This is a genomic window from Sphingosinicella microcystinivorans, assembly GCF_003634215.1.
GTDB classification, from domain to species: Bacteria; Pseudomonadota; Alphaproteobacteria; order Sphingomonadales; family Sphingomonadaceae; genus Sphingosinicella; species Sphingosinicella microcystinivorans.
The window spans coordinates 573,273-592,256 of record NZ_RBWX01000007.1 but is presented as its reverse complement, the minus strand read 5'-3'; the positions used below and the strand labels follow the sequence as shown (position 1 = coordinate 592,256).

At 63.3% G+C, this 18,984-nt stretch carries 16 protein-coding genes; 7 read left to right on the top strand and 9 right to left on the bottom strand.

Annotated features, from left to right (window positions below; genetic code table 11):
• Positions 1-3: 3 nt before the first annotated feature.
• The 4 genes from DFR51_RS03185 to DFR51_RS03170 form a co-directional block, all read right to left on the bottom strand.
• Positions 4-1,395: a serine hydrolase domain-containing protein gene (locus DFR51_RS03185; RefSeq protein WP_121047583.1), complete on the bottom strand. Its 1,392-nt coding sequence runs from the start codon at positions 1,393-1,395 to the stop codon at positions 4-6.
• Complete coding sequence (locus DFR51_RS03180) at positions 1,395-2,354, bottom strand: pyridoxal-phosphate dependent enzyme (RefSeq protein ID WP_160119138.1); 960 nt, start codon at positions 2,352-2,354, stop codon at positions 1,395-1,397. The genes DFR51_RS03185 and DFR51_RS03180 overlap by 1 nt, the downstream gene beginning before the upstream one ends.
• 69 nt (positions 2,355-2,423) lie before the next feature.
• Entirely contained in the window at positions 2,424-3,125 is a 702-nt protein-coding gene (locus DFR51_RS03175) for a GntR family transcriptional regulator (RefSeq protein WP_160119137.1), read from the bottom strand.
• A 102-nt stretch (positions 3,126-3,227) separates the two neighbouring features.
• The gene (locus DFR51_RS03170; protein ID WP_160119136.1) at positions 3,228-6,029 is read right to left on the bottom strand and encodes a TonB-dependent receptor domain-containing protein; all 2,802 of its coding nucleotides are present in this window, start codon (positions 6,027-6,029) and stop codon (positions 3,228-3,230) included.
• 109 nt (positions 6,030-6,138) lie between these two features.
• On the opposite strand from DFR51_RS03170, the gene DFR51_RS03165 reads away from it, so the two are divergent.
• Genes DFR51_RS03165 through DFR51_RS03155 form a run of 3 tightly spaced genes read left to right on the top strand, consistent with a single transcriptional unit; the run spans position 6,139 to position 9,673 of the window.
• Positions 6,139-7,995: a serine hydrolase domain-containing protein gene (locus DFR51_RS03165; protein ID WP_160119135.1), complete on the top strand. Its 1,857-nt coding sequence runs from the start codon at positions 6,139-6,141 to the stop codon at positions 7,993-7,995.
• Positions 7,996-8,736 (top strand): aspartate/glutamate racemase family protein, encoded by a 741-nt coding sequence (locus DFR51_RS03160; RefSeq protein ID WP_121047578.1) that lies wholly within the window; start codon positions 7,996-7,998, stop codon positions 8,734-8,736.
• Between the two features lie 16 nt (positions 8,737-8,752).
• A complete protein-coding gene (locus DFR51_RS03155; RefSeq protein ID WP_197723706.1) occupies positions 8,753-9,673 on the top strand; it encodes a beta-keto acid cleavage family enzyme in 921 nt (306 codons plus the stop codon).
• A 19-nt stretch (positions 9,674-9,692) separates the two neighbouring features.
• Here DFR51_RS03155 and DFR51_RS03150 read toward each other — a convergent pair whose 3' ends face one another.
• A complete protein-coding gene (locus DFR51_RS03150; RefSeq protein ID WP_160119134.1) occupies positions 9,693-11,102 on the bottom strand; it encodes an APC family permease in 1,410 nt (469 codons plus the stop codon).
• Position 11,103: 1 nt separating this feature from the next.
• On the bottom strand, positions 11,104-11,880 hold the full coding sequence (locus DFR51_RS03145) for an SDR family oxidoreductase (protein WP_121047576.1): 777 nt from the start codon (positions 11,878-11,880) through the stop codon (positions 11,104-11,106).
• A 259-nt stretch (positions 11,881-12,139) separates the two neighbouring features.
• Here DFR51_RS03145 and DFR51_RS03140 point away from each other — a divergent pair, with 259 nt between their 5' ends.
• The 3 genes from DFR51_RS03140 (at position 12,140) to DFR51_RS03130 (ending at position 13,939) form a co-directional block, all read left to right on the top strand.
• Positions 12,140-12,394, top strand: coding sequence for a DUF6356 family protein (locus tag DFR51_RS03140; protein ID WP_121047575.1), 255 nt, complete (start codon positions 12,140-12,142; stop codon positions 12,392-12,394).
• A 2-nt stretch (positions 12,395-12,396) separates the two neighbouring features.
• Positions 12,397-13,425 (top strand): YeiH family protein, encoded by a 1,029-nt coding sequence (locus tag DFR51_RS03135; RefSeq protein WP_121047574.1) that lies wholly within the window; start codon positions 12,397-12,399, stop codon positions 13,423-13,425.
• A 100-nt stretch (positions 13,426-13,525) separates the two neighbouring features.
• Complete coding sequence (locus tag DFR51_RS03130; RefSeq protein ID WP_121047573.1) at positions 13,526-13,939, top strand: hypothetical protein; 414 nt, start codon at positions 13,526-13,528, stop codon at positions 13,937-13,939.
• Between the two features lie 33 nt (positions 13,940-13,972).
• On the opposite strand, the gene DFR51_RS03125 is transcribed toward DFR51_RS03130, so the two are convergent.
• The 3 genes from DFR51_RS03125 to DFR51_RS03115 all read right to left on the bottom strand — a co-directional run bounded on the left by DFR51_RS03125 (position 13,973) and on the right by DFR51_RS03115 (position 17,746).
• A complete protein-coding gene (locus DFR51_RS03125) occupies positions 13,973-15,364 on the bottom strand; it encodes a peptide MFS transporter (protein ID WP_160119133.1) in 1,392 nt (463 codons plus the stop codon).
• 25 nt (positions 15,365-15,389) lie between these two features.
• Positions 15,390-16,706, bottom strand: coding sequence for a spinster family MFS transporter (locus DFR51_RS03120; protein ID WP_121047571.1), 1,317 nt, complete (start codon positions 16,704-16,706; stop codon positions 15,390-15,392).
• Positions 16,707-16,822: 116 nt separating this feature from the next.
• Positions 16,823-17,746, bottom strand: coding sequence for a LysR substrate-binding domain-containing protein (locus DFR51_RS03115; RefSeq protein ID WP_121047570.1), 924 nt, complete (start codon positions 17,744-17,746; stop codon positions 16,823-16,825).
• Positions 17,747-17,895: 149 nt separating this feature from the next.
• Here DFR51_RS03115 and DFR51_RS03110 point away from each other — a divergent pair, with 149 nt between their 5' ends.
• Positions 17,896-18,945: an N-acetyltransferase DgcN family protein gene (locus DFR51_RS03110; RefSeq protein ID WP_243445591.1), complete on the top strand. Its 1,050-nt coding sequence runs from the start codon at positions 17,896-17,898 to the stop codon at positions 18,943-18,945.
• The last annotated feature ends 39 nt before the right edge of the window (positions 18,946-18,984 follow it).

Genomic DNA, 18,984 nt, shown 5'->3' with positions numbered 1-18,984 from the left:
GGTCTATTCGATTGTGACGTTGATGCCTGAAACACGGCGGTTCTTATCGAGCGCCATTTCGAGGACCACGTCGAACCGCCCGGCATCAAGGCGGTAAACCGCCTGTCGCTTGTCTCGCCTTACAAGCACGAAGCTTTGGGACGTGCGCACGGGGGACGCGAAATCGAGGAGTTCCTGACGCGCTCGGCTGGTCCACAGGACCGCGGCCCCAGGGGTCATCGCCCCTTCGATGGTCTTGCCATCGAGCAGCGCTTTGAAGAGCGCGCGGTGCGCCTGAGTGGTCTTCGGGTCGGGGTCGCTTGCCGCCGCTTGTCTGTAGAGCCGCGGATCGACGAGCCCGGCGAGTTTCCACGCGAGCCGCCCCGTGCCCGCGCTTTCGAGATTGGCGAGCACGGCGACGCTGAGTCCCGTGGAAGGGACATGCAGAAAATAGGCGCGGTATCCCGCCCACGTGCCGCCATGGCCGACAACGGACACGCCGCCCGCCGACTGGGCCTGCCAGCCGAGCGCGTAGCCGATCACGGGCCGCGTTCCATCCGGATAGGGCGCGACACTCCACATGGGCGCGAACGTCTGTGCCAGCGGCTGCGTCTTGTTGACCAGAAGCTGGTGCCAGCGCGCGAGATCTTCCACCGACATCATCAGGCCGCCATCGCCCGTGCTGTAGAGCGTAGGCGAAACCCAATCCGCGTTGCGAAGGTCTGCCGCGTGGACATAACCGTCGGCGCGGTTCGGGATCACGGCTTCAAGACTGGCCTTTCGCGCAGTGTTCATGCCAGCGGGGCGGAACAGGCGGCGGGTGAGGAAATCGATGTATGGCTCGCCGGCAATGCGGGTCATCAGCGCGCCGAGAACGACATAGTTGCTGTTGCTGTACTGCACGCGCGTGCCCGGCGCGAACAGGAGCGGCGCACGACCGAGGCGCGTGATGAGTTCGGCATCGGTGTAGTCGCGGTGAAGGTCGATAAGCGCTTCGTCATCGCCCTCGAGCGAGGCCTCTTCATAGTCGGCGATCCCCGACCGCATCCCGACGAGTGCGCGGAGCGTCACCGGCTTCCAGTGCGCGGGGGCTTCGGGGAGGTAGTGCGTGATGCTTTCGTCGAGGGCGAGCTTACCGTCTTCGACGAGGAGCATGATGCCGACGGCAGTGAACGTCTTCGCCAGTGAACCGATCTGATAAATACTGTGCGGGGTTGCCGGTGTGGCTAGCTCGACGTTGGCGAGGCCGAAACCCTGACTGAACAGGCGCTCGTCGCCGCGCGCGATCATGACCGATACGCCTGGAATGCCCTCCGCCGTGCGGGCGGCTTCCACAGCCTCCGCAAGCGGTGCCGTATCGAGGGCGAGCGCGCGGGCCGGAAGCAGCGCTGCGAAGAGGATGAGGAAATACCGCATCAGACGAGCTTAGCCGGATCGACGGAACGACCGCAAATGATGACAGCGATGCGGCGGAAGCGCCCGGTTTTCCCGATCGCCTCGGCGGCGGCAAGACTGAGCGCCGCGGAGCCTTCGATCATCCAGCGCTCGGTGCGGGCGAACCGCTGCATGGTGCGGTGGATCGCGCCCTCACCTATCAGAATGGTCTCGTCGAGCATCGCGGCACCGATGGGGACGGTGATGGAGCCGGGTTCCAGCGCATTCGCCGTGCCATCGGAGAGCGTCGGGCGCTCCAACGTCTTCACATAGTGCCCGGCGGCAACCGAGCGATAGAAGGTCTGGGCGTTGCGCGCCGAAGCACCGATCACGGTGACGCCCGGCTTCACGGCCTTGGCACCGATGGCAACACCGCAGACAAGCCCGCCGCCGCCCGAAGAGGCGACGATGGCATCGATTTCCGGGTCCTGCCGCATCAGCTCGGCGCCGAGCGTCGTCTGCCCCGCGATGACTTCGAGATCATTGTAGGGCGGCAGGTAGAGGTGCGTGCCCTTGCCCGCGCGTTCGCGCACGGCGGCAAGCGTTTCGTATCCGGTGCGCCCCCGCTTCACGATGCGCGCGGAGGTCGCCCGCAGCAGGGCATATTTGAACGGCGCGATCGTCTCTGGAACGAGGATTTCGGCCGGACGCCCCAGCGCCCCGGCGACGTGCGCGACGGCAAGCCCATGATTGCCGCTCGAGGCCGTGAGGACCGGACGGTCGTCGCCCGCTTCGGCGAGTGCCTTGCTGAAGGCGCCGCGCACCTTGAACGACCCTGAATGCTGAATATGCTCCAGCTTCAGAACGATCGTGTTGCCAGCGCGCTTCGAGAACACCGACGAGACTTCCACGGGCGTCGTGCGGATATGCGGCCGGATACGCGCCTCCGCGCCTGCCATCCGGGCCTGTACCGCGCCAACAAGATCAGTCCCCTCCTCCAAGCCCCCACTCCTTTTCATATATTTTATATAATAATAGCGGGCGCCTATCCGCCCAAATTCATGCCATCCCTACGCCGCCAGCAGGTCCGCGGCGTGCCGCTCGTACCAGGCCAATGACTTTTCGAGCAGCGAAAGCATGATCTCCTTCGCGTGCGCCGCGTCATGCACACGCAGCGCATTCACGAGTTCAACGTGCTGCGGCTGAACGGAGAGAAAATCATCACGATCGGCAGGCGCGGAGTTGAACACGCTGATATGCAGCGGCCCGATGCGCAGCCAGAGCCGCTCGATCATCTCGACGATGTAGGACGAGCCGCACGCCTCGTAGATCTGGAAGTGGAAGTCGTAGTTGGCCTTGAGCTTGTCGCGCGCCTCGGTATCCGCCGCGCGCGTGAACATCTCCTGCAGCCCTTCATTCAGCGCCGCCACCTGTTCGGGCGTGATGTGCTTGGCGGCCTGCTCGACGGCGTAGCATTCGATGAGGATGCGCGCCTCGTAGATCTTGCGGACCTCTTCGAGCCTGTAGACAGGCACGCGGACCGAACGGTTGGGCAGAAACTCCAGCGCGCCTTGGGAGGCGAGCTGCTGGACGCCCTCGCGCACCGGCATGAAGCCGAGCTGCATCATCTCGGCAAGCTCGCGGACCGTGATCGCCTCGCCTGGTGCGAAACGCCCGGAAAGCAGTGCTGCGCGAAGCTCCCCGTAAGCCAGCTCGCGCAGCGTGTAGCCCTTTACCCGCCCCACCTTGGGGGCAACCCACCTGTCGACCATAGATTCCGGCTCTCCTCGGCCGGAACCTAAGCGATTGTGGGGCGGGACGCCAGCGGCCGCAGGCCACTGGCTCCCCTTCTCGATAACGAACATGCCGGAGCCTTAGAACGCCGCGCGGACGCCCGCGAAGAACGACCGACCGATCACGTCGTAGAAGATCGGATTCGTGGCCAGCGGGCTGAGGAAGTTGAGCGGTACGGCAGGCGGATCGTTATCGAACAGGTTGTTTACGCCGCCGAAGAACTGGACCGACTTCCCGTCGGCAACCTCCACATTGAGGCGCGCGCCGATATTGAAATACCACTGCGCCCCCACCTTGTTGTCGTTGATGTCTTCGCTTGTGAAGCTGTTGTCGTACTTCGCCGACCCGACGAAGCGGGTCTGCAGGAAGCCCGAGAAGTCTCCGCGATCATAGTTCAGGCTGCCGCTTCCCCGCCAGTGCGGGACGCTGAGCGCGATATCCGCATTGGGGTTCACCTCGCCCGCACGTTCGAACACATCCTCTCCGTTGGGCGAGAATTCCTTGTCCATCACATGCGTCGCCAGCACCCGCGCCGTCATGCGGCCGCCAAGCGACAGGAACGAAGATTCCGGGATGCGGTAGCTCGCCTCGAAATCGAGGCCCTTCGTTCGCAGGCTCGCGACGTTGATGAGCTGTGTGCTGATACGGGTAATGGTTCCCGAACCATCACGCGTGATCGTCGCGCAGGCGTCCGCATATCCCTTTGCGCAGAGGTTCACAGCCTCCTGCGCGGCAAGCGAGCTGATCGCGCCCTTGATCTTGATGTCGTAGTAGTCGACCGAAAGCTTCAGGCCTTCGGCCCAGCCCGGCTGGTAGACGGCGCCGAAGGTCTTGTTGTCGGCCTTCTCGACATCGAGATTGGTGTTGCCGCCGGTGATGATGGGCGTGAACGTGTTCGCCCCGGTAACCGGATCGAGCACGTTCGCGAACGAAAGCCGTGTGCTTGCAAAAAGCTCACCGATGTTGGGCGCACGGATATCGCGCGAGATCGTGCCGCGGAATCGCAGGTCGGGGACCGGGCTCCAGTTGGCGCCAAGCTTCCATGTCACCACTGAACCCGTGGTGGAATAGTCGGTCACGCGGACAGCACCGTTCACCTCCAGCAGCTCAAATCCGGGCTTCCCGGCAATGAGCGGCGCCGCGACTTCGGCGAAACCTTCGACCGTGTCGTAACCGCCATCGAAGGGCTGGGCGTTCACGATGAGGAAGCCGCCGTTGATCGACGTCTCATCCGCGGACGAGCGCACCTTTTCCTTGCGGTATTCGGCGCCGGCAGCGAACGCGATCGGGCCTGCACCCAGATCGAACAGTTCGCCATTGATCGTACCGGAAACGACCTGCTGCGTCAGGCGCGATTGGAGAAGCCCGGTACCGTTCACGTAATCGATCGCCGCCTGGCTCGGCGAGCCATAGCCGAACAGGTTGAGAGGCTGGCAGCCCGGCGCGCCGCCTGTCAGCGTCGCACGGCAGACAGGATTGCCGGTGACCGGGTCTTCGACGACGTCGATGGCGTTACGGAAATTGGCAACGATAAGATTGTTGAGCTGACGGGAATCGAACTTGGTCTGCCCGTATTGATAATAAGCTTCCCACGACCAGTTGTCGCTGAAATTGCCCTTGAGACCGAAGAGGCCGCGGAACGTTTCCGTCGTCGTGTCCGCCGTGACGAAACCGATATCCGTGTTCAGACGGAACAGGTTGAAGCCCGCGATACCGTTATCTTCCATGATCGTGCGGAACGCAGTCGGTATGAAGGGATTACCCGCATTGATACGCGCCGGGAATGCAAAGCTTTGCACGGTTTCCGCGACCGCGTGCGTGCGCGCCCAACCTGCCTCGAAGAACAGCGAGACGTCGTCGGTGACCTCGTAATCGCCCTGCGCGAAGATGTTGGTGCGCGAATAGGGCACCGAGATATCCGCGTACTGACCCATGTTTGCACCATCGCCGCCGATCTGCGAATTGCCATCGTTGAATTCGCCGAAGTCGTTCGCGAGCAGCGTACCGCCCGGACCGAAGCGGATACCGTGGATCGCAGGATGACCGCCGAGCACAAGGCCGCCTTCGTTCGCGAAGAACATGTTGACGTTCTGCGCGATGAGCTGCGCCGGAATGCCGTCATTCGGACCTGTATCGTCAGGATTGCCGATGAGACCCCAACGCTTGCGGCCCCAGCTGCGATCGCTCTGCGCGCGAACGCCCTTGTCGCGCTGATATTCGGCGGCGAGCATCAAATAGCCGCGACCACCGGCGAGTTCGGAGCCGACGGCACCGCCGATGCGGAAGTTCTGCGCGTCGCCGCGCTGACTGATGCCCTGCTGCACCTCGAAGCGCGCGCCATCGAGCTTCTTGTCGGCGATGAGGTTGACCACGCCGGCGACGGCATCCGAACCCCATGAGGCGGACGCGCCGCCCGTCACCACCTCGACGCGGCTGAGCGCGATCGACGGCACCACGTTGATGTTGACGGTTCCGTCCGTCGCGGTCGGCACATGGCGCCGACCGTTGATGAGAACGAGCGTGCGGTTTGCGCCCACGCCGCGCAGATCGAGCGTGTTGTTGCCGTTCTCGCGCGAGCTGAGCGACGTCGTCGCAGGCGTCGTCGTCGGCGTGAAGGACGGAATCTCGTTGAGGAAATCCGCGACGTTGACCGTGCCGCGCGCCTGAAGATCATCAAGGCTGACGGACGTTACGGGCGTCGGCGCCTCGAAGCCGGTTTTCACACGCGTTGCCGTAACGGTGATCTCCGCATCATCAGCCTCCTGCGCTGCTGCCGACCATGGCGACAGCACGGATCCGGCCAGCAGCGCCGCCGCGCACACAGACAAACGCCTGGAAACAAACGCCGCGCGATTCACGATACCGGGTTTTTCAATCCGCATATTTTCCCCCTTTGGCGTGGAAGGACACCCCTTCCCGCTCCCATTTCGACGTTGCGATGCTCGGATATATCTTTTATAAAATATTTTTGTCAATCGGGCGATGGGGGACATGAAGCGACACGCGTTGCTGCCGGCGTGGTTGAAGCTGGGATTGGGCCTCGCACTGATGTGCGCGCCCCTTTCCACCGCTCTCGCCGCGCCCGGAATCGATCCAGGGGAAACGATCGCCGACATTCCGCGTGAAGCGCTGGACGCCTTTGCCGAGGCGGAGGTCCACGCCCGCCTCTCCGCCAGCAAGGCACCCGGTGCGATGATCGTCGTGGTGGACCGGCAGGGGAATCGCTACGCGCGCGCCTTCGGCACGCTTGGCCCGAACGACGCGACGCCGCTCGATGTGCGCCACCACCTGTTCCGCATCGCATCGGAAACCAAGGTGCTCACCGCGCTCGGGATTCTTCAGCTTGCCGAAGCCGGGCAGTTGTCGCTGGACGACGACATCGAAACGCGTCTCGGCGGTCTGCGCCTGAAGCCCGAAGGCGGCGCGCCGATCACGATACGGCATCTGCTTCAGCACCGCGCCGGGATCAGCAACATTCCGATGGTCGGCAGCGGCCTTCGCGACGCGCGCGATCACCCTGCGCTTGCGGATTATCTGGCTGGGCACGCGCCGCGCCGCATGCGCGCACCGGGCGGCGGCATCGCCTATACGAACGCTGCCTACACTCTGCTCGGACGCATCATCGAAACGGCATCGGGCGAGACGTATGAGAATTACATCGCATCGCGAATCCTGAAGCCTCTCGGCATGGAACATGCGGGCTTTCCGGGCGGCAGCATCACCGCGCCGATTGCGCAGGGGGTGTTCGTTTCTCCTGGCAGCACGACGACGTTTCCCGCCGTGGACACCGTCACCCGCCCTTCTGGCGATGCCATGATGACCGCGCACGAGATGGGCAATTTCCTCGTGATGATGCTGAACGGCGGCGCGTATCAGGGCCGGCAGGTGATCGGCAGGAAAGCGATCGATTCGCTGTACGGCGAGTGCTGGTCCGCCGATCCGAGTCTTGGCGGGCGCTGTCTCGGCCCGACGCGGATTCTGCGCGCCGGATCGCCGATCTATCTGCACGGCGGCGACTACATCACCTCGATGAGCGCGTGGTATGTTCTCCCCGACCAGGACCTCGCACTGTGGATCGGCAACACCTCCAGCGTGCCGATCGACAATGACGTGTTCGAAGCCTTCCTGAAGCGCTTCTATCCCCCGCTCGGCGCGGAGAACGCGCCCAAAGCGACAAGCCCGATCGAGGAGGATATCGGCGGAACCTACCGGATCAACAGCCAGACGATGAGCGCTTCGGGGCGATTCTTTGAACTGCTGATGCCGGGCAGCGAACAGATTGTGGAAATCGGCGCCAGCGGCATTTCGGTGAACGGGCGGCACTATGTGCGGATCGCGCCGGACCTTTATCAAGCGTCTGGTCCGCCGACGATCGACGGCGATACGCTGCGCTTCCGCCGCGATGCAGAGGGACGCGTGTTCGAACTCCATTTCAACGCGCGGTCGGCGACGAAGATCGGCGCGGCCGGATCGGCCCACGCTGCACGTTTCGTTTTTGGAGGGCTCCTTGCGGCTTTGCTGACCCTGCTTGTCTTCAGCACAGCACGTACGATCATGGCGTTTCGGCGCGGCACATCGAAAGCACCGCCGGCGCTTTCGGCGACCGCGTGCCTGCTGCTCATCGGCGGCACGATTGCGGCACTAAGCCTGCCGACAGCCGGCCCCTTCGTCATGTTCGGCTTTCCGCCGCTGTTTCGCGTGGCGCAGGGACTGTGGGTGCTCGGAGGAATTGCGGCCGCCGCACTCGTACGCGGCTCTGCGCCCCGGATCGACCGCGCTGCCGGGATTGCGACGATGGTCGTCGCAGCCGCGTTCATCTTCATGCTTGTCAGATGGGAATTCCTGTAAATGCCAAATTCGGTCGCTGGCGGCGTCACCGTCGCGGGGTATACGGTGGGCATCTTGTGCCTGCGCAGCACCCATCCGCTGTTGCCCGGAAACGTCCAGCACGTGCAGAGCTTCGACGCGCCGGTGCTCTATCACGTGATCGACCTTGAAGACCCGTGGCCGATGATGCGCGGTGAACCGCAGGTGGCGGACATGCTCGCCGAAGGCGTCGCCGCGCTTGCGCGCCAGGGTGTGCGCGCGGTCGCGGGGGCGTGCGGATCGTTTGGCTATTATCAGAAAGCCGTCGCGGCCACCGCACCGGTGCCGGTGTTCCTCTCCATCCTCACGCAGCTGCCGTTTCTGCTCCAGGCGATGCCACAGAGCGCACGCATCGCCGTGATCCCGGCCGTGGGCGAATCGATGAATGCGCGCATCTACGAACAGTGCGGGATTGATGATCCCTCGCGCCTCCACATCGCACCGATGCGCGGTAGACGAGTGTTTGACGCGCTGCTGGACGACGGCACGATGCGCGATGTCGAGGCGTTGCGGCGCGAGACGGTGGAATGCGCCGTCGCCGCAGCACGCGAACCCGGCGTGGCGGCGATCCTCATCCAGTGTTCCGAACTTCCACCATTCGCGGCGGACATACAGGCAGCGACCGGCCTTCCGGTTTTCGACATGACGACACTGATCCGTTGGCTTGCGCTCGCGACGAATTGCCAGCCTTATTCCGGCCTGATCCGCCGACCCCTTCCTTGACACCAGGAGACGACACGTGATCCCAGGTTACTCACGCCCATCGGAAAAGCGAAAGGTCATTCTGACCTGCGCGGTCAGCGGCAATGCGCCGGTTAATCCGCGCTACCCCTATCAATATCCGATCACGCCCGCGCAGATCGCCGATACCGTGGCGGAAGCCGCCGCCGCGGGCGCGACGGTTGCGCATATCCACGTGCGCGATCCCGAAACCGGCCATGGCAGCCGGGATCCGAAGCTGTTCCGAGAGACGGTGGACCGCATCCGCCAGCGCGGCACGAATATCCTGATCAATCTCACTGCAGGCGCCGGAGCGTTGTTCCTGCCAGACCCGGAGGACGAATCGCGGGGCCTGCCCGAAAGCGACATGCTGTCTGCCGAGGGGCGCACGGAACATCTGCGGGACTGCCTGCCCGATATCGCCTCCATCGACGTCACCACCGGCAATCAGGTGGAAGGCGATTTCGATTACGTCTACCTCAACACGCCTTACACGTTGCGGCGCATGGCGGAGCTGTTCCGGATGTATGGCGTGAAACCGGAGATGGAAGTGTTTCAGGCCGGCGACGTACTGTTCGCGAACCAGATGTATGCCGAGGGACTGATCAACGATCCGCCGCTCTACCAGTTCGTGCTCGGCGTGAAGTGGGCGTCTCCGGCCGAGACATCGACGATGATGTATCTCCGCGACCTGCTGCCGACCGGCGCGCACTGGGCAGGCTTCGGCATCGCGCATAGGCAAATGCCGATGGTGGCGCAGGCGGTGCTGCTGGGCGGCAACGTACGCGTGGGGCTTGAGGACAATCTCTATCTCGATCGTGGCGTGTTCGCGACCAACGGCCAGCTCGTGGAACGTGCGCGCCGGATCATCGAAGATATTGGCGAAGCCGTGGCAACGCCCGAAGAAGCCCGTGAAATTCTGGGCCTCAAACCCGCCTGATACTTTGGCGCGGGGTGCGTCAGCGAACGCTGCGTGCCCCGCGCGACAATCGCACCAGGCCAAAGCCGATCGCCGCCCAGCCGGCCATCATGAACCATTCGATCGGCATCCCGTCTGCCCTGAACAGCGGCAATACGGCAGCCGCCGAGCCCATTGCCAGCACCAGCAGCAATGCGATCACGATGGGCAGCGCATTACCGGGCACCTTGAATTCAGGGTCGGGGGCGCCGGACGCACGCTGTTTCAAAAGCACGATGAGCAGCAGCACGAAGGTGACCGCAAGACACATCGCGCAGAGATTGAGGATCGGCACGATCGCACCCGGCCCGAGCAGCACGGCAAAACCGGCGACGATCGAGAAAGCCGCGACCGCGCGCGCAGGGGCACCGCGCACGTTCAGCAGCGCAAGCGACGACGGCAGGAAATTGTCCCGTGCCAGCGCAACGACCAGTCGCGCACCGATGATGACGATTACGTTCCAGGTCTTGGTGAGAGACGCGATCGCGATGATGATGACAACGTCGGCCAGCCAGGGCGCGGACGGGATCAGCGCGCCGAACGCATGCGCGGTCGGCAGCCCGGCTGCAACCGTTTCGTTCCACGGCGTCGCGCCCGCCACCGCGAAGATGATCAGAATATAAAACACAGTCGCTGCCGCGACGGCGGCAACCATCGTCCCCGCGACGGCGCGCAGACTGACACCGTGCGCGCGCTCCTCCGCGACCTGCGCCGCACCCTGAAACCCGTTCAGAAACAGGATGCCGAGCGAGAACACCCAGAACATGCCCGACCAAGGCAAACCGCCATCATCCACCTTGAACAGCGGCTTTGCGTTCGAAAGATCGCCAAGGCCGAGGCCAAGCACGATGAGCATGAGAGCGAACGCCAGAAAGCCGTAGGTCATCACCTTCTGAAACAGGACCGTGGCGCTGCTGCCGCGACCGTTCAGCCACGCGAACAGGACGATCCCCCCAAGGCTGAGGGCAAGGCCGCCGGCGTGGACGGGTTCGCCAAGCACATCGTAGAGCGCGGGACCTTCGACGGATGGCAGCAATGCCGAAAGCAGCCAGACGAGCGCCGTGCCTTCAAACGCGGCAAGGCCGATGAAATTAAGAAGCAGGAACCAGCCGACGAGAAACCCCGGAATCGGCCCCAGCGCCTCGCGCACGTAGACGAATTCCGCCCCCGTGCGCGGCATCCGCGCAGTGAGTTCTGCATAGCAGGCGCAAATGAGCGCCATGGCAAGCCCACCTGCCGCGAAGGCCAATGCCGCGCCGCCCGGCCCGGCAGCGCCGAGCCATTCGCCGAGCACCACAACCCAGCCGGAGCCGACGATCCCGCCGAACGCCAGCGCGAAATATCCCAGCCGCCCGATATGGCGACGAAACCGCGTCACATCGCCCTCTTCGACCGAAGGCGCTGCGCTCACGCTAATTTTCCCACTCGACGTTTCCGTCCACCGACAGGAGTTGCCCGGTGACATGCCGCGCGGCGGGGGACATCAGATAAAGCACGGCGCCGACGATCTCTTCGATGGCGATCTTGGTCCGCATAGACACGAAGGCGAGCAAGTCCGCCTCCACATCGCACTCGCTGCGCCCGAGATGCTGCGCCCGCTTTGTGACGATACCGCGGAACCGATCATTATCGATCGCCCCCGGCAGAATCGCGTTCACGCGAATGCCATATGGGCCGAGTTCGCGCGCCAGATTTCGGGTCAGACCTTCGAGCGCATACTTCGCCGCGATGTAAGGGGTTCGCAGCGGCAGCCCGACCTTCGTCGAGCAGCTGGAAAAATTGATGATACACCCGCCGCCCCGCGCCTTCATGCCCGGCACGACCTGCCGGATCGCGTAGAAGGCGGCGCCTGCGGAACCCGCGATGATCCGGTCCCATTCCGCGACGGTGGTTTCCTCGATCGGCCGCGGTTCGCCGCCGATGCCGACCGTGTTGATGAGCACGTCGACGGGACCATCGGTGCGTTCAATCTGCTGAAGACAGGCTTCGACCGCTACAGGATCGATCGCATCAACGTTCCTGCAGACGATATCGGGCCTCGCGGCCGCCAGATCATCGAGATCCGCCTGCACGATATCCGCGACATGCACCTTGAGGCCGAGGTCCGCCAGTGCGACCGCGATCCCTCGCCCGACACTCGATCCCCCACCCATGACAACAGCAATCTTGTGAACAGGATCGTGACCCACAACACCTCGCGCAAGCAATTTATGATATTTTATAAAATAATGACACGTTGGCAAGCCTGTTCAATGACATTCGCGCGCACTGCCACGGCTCGTGGCGAGACGTCGGCCAACCGGCGTTGGGATAAAAATCCACTCCATGTCCAAAACCCTCCACCTTCGTCCCAATGATGGAGCAAAATTGTAGTGCATTTGGGGCCACCTTCTTTCCTCCCCTCCCTATTCTTTCCTCATCAGCGGACGGAGACGAGGCGGAGGTTACATGCGATCATTTTTCGGGCTTTTTACAAATCACCCAGCTTCGGTGGGTGAGAGCTATTTCGAGCACATGGCCATGTCGTTCGGCTTTTCGATGCGTATGTTCGGCGGCTGCATCGCCTGCCTGCTCCACGGGCTGTTGCCATTCCTGTTCGTCCGGACGGGCAGCGATCAGATCCGCATTCTTCATGACAGGATGGTTGCGCACCGCGACCGCCGCGTTCCCCGTATCGACGGAGACCTGAGCGGCGTCCGCTAGCCGTGGCCAGCATCGGGAGCGAACCGGCGCAGGCCAGTACGGGCGCAAACCCACGGCCGCGCACAATATTTTTCCTTTCAGGCATCGCGCTATCCACCTCGCTGGCGGTAGGCGCGATCGCAATCGCGAGCGTTTCGTCGCTTCCCGGCGTGGTTGTCGCACTGGTGCTGGGGATGATCACGCGTGCGCTGCTTCCCGGGCTCGCGGATGCCACCGAACCCGGCATACGCTATTGCAGCCGCTCGCTGCTGCGGATCGCCGTGGCGCTGCTCGGGCTTCGCCTGGCGGCACCCGACCTCGCCGCGCTCGGCCCGGGCGCGATCGGCATCGTCGCGGTCTCGCTCGCAGCCACGATCGGCACCGGCTACCTGATCGCGAGGCCCATGCTGCGCGACGGGCAGGTTGCGGCCGTTGCTGCGGCCGCTGTAGCGGTTTGCGGCGCCTCCGCCGCGCTGGCGGTTTCCGCGATCTTTCCACAGCGGGCCGCGCTTGAACGGATGACCACGCTCGTCGTTATCGTCGTCTCCCTGCTGAGCACGATCGTGATGCTGGTATATCCGCCGCTTGCCGGAGCGCTCGGCTTTTCAGCGGCCGAAACCGCGCTGCTGTTTGGCGCCGCGATCCACGACGTCGCACAGGTGGCGGGGGCCGGCCTCGCGGTATCGCCGGAGGTCGCCACACAGGCCGTTGCCGTGAAGATGATCCGCGTCGCGGGGCTTTTGCCGATCGTTCTCGGCTTTGGCATCCTGCTTCGCGCGAAACACGATGGCGGGACGCGCCCTGCGCTCCTGCCCGCATTCCTGGTCGCCTACGTGGCTCTGGCCCTTGTCGCCGGTTTCGGAATCGCACCGCCGCTCCTCATCAGTCTAGGCAGCACGGCGGCGACCTGGCTGCTGACCGCGGCGGTCGCCGCCCTGGGGCTTTCCACCCGGCTCGAAGATCTGCGCGCCGCGCCCCCGCTCCTGCTGGTTTTTCTTGGTGTCCAAACGCTGTTGCAGCTGATGATTGTGGTCGCGCTCATTCGCGCCTGAGCCGCGCCTGCTTTCCGATACGCGCCGTTCATTCTCCAGCCATGTTCGGAGGAGGAAAAGAGGCAAAGGTCTCAAATCACCCAGCAAAAGGACGGGCAATATGAAAAGGTCGTTCTTCATCCTTCTGTCCGGCGCACTGCTCGCGGGCACAGCCGCGCAGGCGAAACAGCCAACCCCCGACGAGCAGCTCGCGCGTGCGATCGAAGGCCGCGTCGCCGGGAAGCCCAAGGATTGCCTGTCGCAGCGGGACATTCGCTCCTCTCGGATTATCGACCGCAAGGCGATCATTTATGAAACGTCGGGCGGCACGATCTATGTCAACATACCCGATTCGGGCGCGGCATCGCTGCGGCGGGACTATGTGCTCGTCACGAACACGCATTCGGACCAGCTCTGTTCGGTCGACATTGTGCGCCTGCTCGATTCGGGATCGCGCATGCCCGCCGGATCGGTGGGACTCGGCAAGTTCGTGCCTTACACGAAAACCGCCAAGGCAGACACGCATCAGCACTGATCGCAGTGCTGTGTTCGTGCCCCTGCGGTGTCGTCAGGGCTGATTTTCGGGCCCAGCCTGTGCCAGAAGTTTCCCGATCGGGCGCATTACAACGAGCATGACCAGGAACGCAGCGAACGCGAGCGCTGCGTGGAGCGCAAAGAAGTGCGCGTGGCTCAGGATCTCCCACAGTCCGGCAAGCCTGCCGACGAGGAGATTGCCGAGGAAGACGGACAGGAAAAGGATCCCCATCATCGTCGAATTGACCTGCGCCGGCGCCGCGCGCGCATAAAGCGCGAGCTGCGTCGGCCAATAGAAGATGAACCCCAGGGCATTCAAAGCATAGAGCGCGACCGGCCAGAACGCGCTGACCGTATCGCCTCTGTCCACCGAGCCGGCAGGCACGACCATAATCAGATTGGCAGCGGCAATGATCAGATAGCCGATTGTGATCTTGCTGAGATCGCGCGGTTCGCGGCCCCGCTTTGCCTGCCACTGCCAAAGGACGATCAGCAAGGGCACGGACATGATGCAGAAGAGACCATCCAGGGCGTTGAACGATGTTGCTGGAATGGTCCAGCCGAACACTTCGCGATCTACCGATGCTTCGATGAACAGCAGGCCGGCATTCATCTCCTGAAAATAGGCGGCGGTGGGCAGAATCCCTATCGCGCCCGCGAACAGCAACGCTGCAATAACCCGCCAATCCCGCGCGGCGAGCGCCATGGGCGCGGCAACACCCTGCTGCCGCTTGCGATCGGGCGGAAGGTGCTTCCAGCCCACGCCGTAAATGACAAGCGCGAACAGCATCAGCGCGCCTGCCGTGCCGAAACCGACGTGCCAACCGTAGACCTGCGCAAGGATGCCGCACACCAGCGGGCCCAATAGGGCGCCGGTGTTGATCGCGACATAGAAGATCGCGAAGGCGCGGGTCCGCCGCCCCTCGTCACCCGGCGCGTAGAGCTGTCCGACCTGGGCAGAGATATTGCCCTTGAGGCACCCCGTTCCGAGAATGAGCAACGACAGGGCGATCAGGAAGCTCGCATCGAAAGCCATCAGCACATGGCCCGCGATCATGAGCAGTGCGCCCAGAACCACCGTACGCCGCTGCCCGAGCAGACGGTCCGCCAACATTCCGCCGAACACCGGGGTGAAATAAACAAGACCCGAATAGAGGCTGAACACCTGGCTTGCGAAGGCCTGGTCGGAAAGTGGCCCGGTGAGTGTTTCGATGCCCGTCCGAAGCCTGCCCAAGGCGAGGACACTTCCGACGACATCCGGCGTCAGCAGCCGCTGGATGATGTAGAGCAGGAGCAAGCTCGACATGCCGTAGAAGGAAAGACGCTCCCACGCCTCGGTGAACGCAAGATAGGCAAGGCCCTTCGGGTGGCCAAGAATCCCCTGTTCCTCACCCTGAACGACGGGTGCAGTTGACGCTATTGCCACGATATTGCTTTCTGCCCGAATGCGATCAGGCGCTGCCCGCCTTTGCTAGATCCGATCGCAGCGAGCCCACCGCAGCATAGAAATGCCATGCCGCCCAGATGCCTGTCAGCCCGAAGCCAGCCAGGGCATAGCGCAGCGATTGGGCAGGATCGGCGATGCGGGCAGCAAGAATGTCCGAGACGAACCCGATCAGCTGCGGCGCGATTGCGAGGTTCGCAATGTTCGCCGTGAACAGCAGAACGGCGACCGTAAACCCGCGCACCTCGGGGCGCGTCAGATTCTGGATGAGCGCGAGGCTCGGCCCGATCATCACGTTGATGAAGGGTACGAAAAGCCACAGCAGCGCAATGGCGGTCGCGCGATCCGAAACCACGTGGGCCGCAACACCGGGAATCGTGATCAGCAGCGTCAGGCCCGCAAGGAAATAGCACTGCCACTTCGGATCCATGCGTGCCATGCGGAACATCAGGAACATCGCCGCCACCATCGCCGCCGCGCCGGCCGCGCCGCTCATCAACCCGACCTGAAGCCCGGCCTCGCCGACGCTGAATCCGTGCGACCTTCCGAGGAAGGCGGGGGTCCACCACACAAGGCCGCCGCCGGCGAACGTCGCCACCGTTCCGCCCGCAATCACGTGCATCAGCGCGCGCTGCGAGCGAATGAAGGCAAGCGCTTCCCGGAAACCGGGTTTTTGAGCATGGGCAGTGACGCCTGGATCGCAGGCACCGCGACGCGGTTCGCGAATAGTAAGGAGCATGAGGAGCGCCGGGGTGCTGGCGAAGGCAAAGATGATGAGGCAGGTTCGCCAGCCGAACTGTTCCGTCAGCAGCCCGCCGCCGATACCGCCGATCGCGGACCCCAGCGAAACGCCCAGCGCATAGATCGACATCGCGATGGCGCGTTCGGACGGCAGAAAATAGTCGGCGATGATCGAATGCGAGGGCGGCGTGCCCCCAGCTTCGCCGACGCCGACGCCGATACGCGCGATGAGCAACTGCCAGAAATTCTGTGCAAGCCCGCAGCAGGCCGTGAAGATCGACCAGATCGCAAGCGCCCAGCCGATCATCTTCTTGCGGTTGACACGGTCTGCCAGGATACCAAGCGGCAGTCCTGCAGTCGTGTAGAACAAGGCGAGCGCTACGCCGGTGAGGAAACCGACGGCACTATCCGACAATGCGAATTCCGCCTTGATCGGTTCGATCAATGTGGAGAGGACAAAACGATCGGCGATGTTGAGGGCGTAAACCAGCGTCATCACCGCCAGAACCCAATAGCGCCGGATGAAGCTGGCGCCCGAGGGATGAGAGCCTGCAGGCATGGTTCCCGACGCGCCGACGTCCATCTCGTATCCCCCTCACGTGAGCCGCGCAGAAAGAGCCACGGGCGTATGCTTGTCAATACAAAACTGTACTGTATGTGTAATTGAACACATCTGCGCCCTGCCGTGCGGCATCGCTTTCAGAACGGTGCCTGGGCGAGGAAATGTTTCGCCTCGGCCTTGAGCCAGTGTTCCACGGCCGCGATGGCAGGCGTTTCCGAATGCGCCTTTGGAAAAGCAAGCCAATAGGATGCCGGGCTTTTCACCTTCAACGCAAAGGGCGCGACAAGGACGCCTGCCTGTAGCAGGTCGCCGACCAACGCGGTGCGGCCCATTGCGATGCCCTGATCGTTGAGTGCGGCCTGGATGGCCATGTCGGCAAGACTGAAAAAGCGGCCCTGCTCCGCCGGGATTTGCAGGATGCCGGCCTCCTGAAGCCAGACCTTCCATTCCGCATCGTCGGCACCGCCGCTCCAGGCATGGGCGTCGTGCAGGAGCGTACAGGCCTCCAGTCCGCCGGGCGTATCGAGCGGATGCTCTTGCAGATAGGCTGGCGTGCAAACCGGGGTGACGTATTCGTCAAACAGCCTTTCGGAATGAAGACCGGCAAGCGGCTCAACCGCCTGTTCGATCGTGAGATCGAAATCACGCTCCGACAGATCGATATCGCCGTATTCGGCAATCATGAAGAGCTTGCTGCCCGGATGCTTTGCATAAAAATCGCCGACACGCGGCATCAGCCAGCGCAGCGCGAACGACGGATTCACACGGACACGGATTTCCGTTCGTGCACCTCCCGCGCGGAGGGCGCGCGCCTCGTCTTCGATCTCTGCCAGCGCTTTGCGCACGGTGGCTGCGAAGCGCTCGCCTGCCTCCGTGAGCGCGATGCGTCGGGGCAAGCGGAGAAAGAGCTTCTGTCCCAGCGCCTCTTCAAGATGCTTGATCTGCTGGCTGACGGCGCCATCGGTGACGTGAAGTTCTGCCGCCGCTTTCTTGAAACTCAACTTGCGTGCGGCGGCTTCGAAAAAGCGAAGCGAGGCGAGCGTCTGTGAATTCAGGAACATGGTTTAGCAGCGCTCGCCCTTACCTTAGGACTACTGGTTTGTCTTGTCCGCGGCGACCGGTCAAACCCGCGTTCCCTTGAAAACGCACTGGTTCGGTGCCGGCTTTTCGCCGTGCCTGCGCACAGGCATAACGGATGTGTACAGGCAATATGCTGACGATCAAGAAACCGTTTCTCCTCATCATCGGCGATATGACGAACCCGCGCAACGCGAAGACCGCGTTCGGCCTGCGCGATTGGGCGCGCGCCGATTGCCTGGGCCAGCTTAGATTCGCAGAGGATGCGGTCGACATCGGCCTGCCTTCGATGACGGTGCCGCAGGCAGCGGCCGAAGGCGTGAAAACCGCCGTGATCGGCATTGCGCCGCACGGCGGAGTCTTGCCGGCGCACTGGGTGCCGATCCTGCAGGATGTGCTTCGCGCGGGCATCGATATCGCCTCGGGCCTCCACAGCCGTTTGAAGGATATTCCGGAAATCGCGGACTTGGCCGCATCGCTCGGGCGCACGCTCCACGATGTACGCCACACCACGCTTGCCTTGCCCGTGGGCAACGGCAAGCCACGCGCCGGGCGGCGTTTGCTGACGGTCGGCACGGACTGCGCGCTCGGGAAGAAATATACTGCGATGGCGATCGCGAAGGGCATGAACGCGCGCGGTTTGAAGGCCGATTTCCGCGCGACCGGCCAAACCGGCATTCTCATCGCGGGGGGCGGCATCGCGATCGATGCCGTGGTGGCCGACTTTATTTCCGGTGCCGCAGAAATGCTGTCACCGGAAAACGATCCGGATCACTGGGACGTCATCGAGGGACAAGGCGCGATCCTGCATCCCGCCTATGCGCCGGTCACGCTCGGGCTGCTCTATGGTTCGCAGCCCGATGCCCTTATTCTGTGCGACGATCCGCTGCGGGAAAGGCTGAACGACTTTCCCCACGTCCCATGCCCGACGCTTCAGGAGGCGATGGACGCCTACCTGCCGCTGGCGCACGCGGTCAATCCTGCCGCGCGCTTCGTCGGCATATCCCTGAACACGTCCTCGATGTCTGAAAGCGAGGCGTTCGCAACGATCGCTCGCACGGCGGAAGAGACCGGCCTTGCCTGCTTCGATCCGATACGGACCGGCGTGGACGCCGTCGTAGATGTGCTGGCGGATTTCGCAGGCGTGCATGCAACCGAGAGTAAAACACAGAAAATACAATGATGTATGTTGATCCCTATGCGCCTGCAGAGAAGCGGTTTA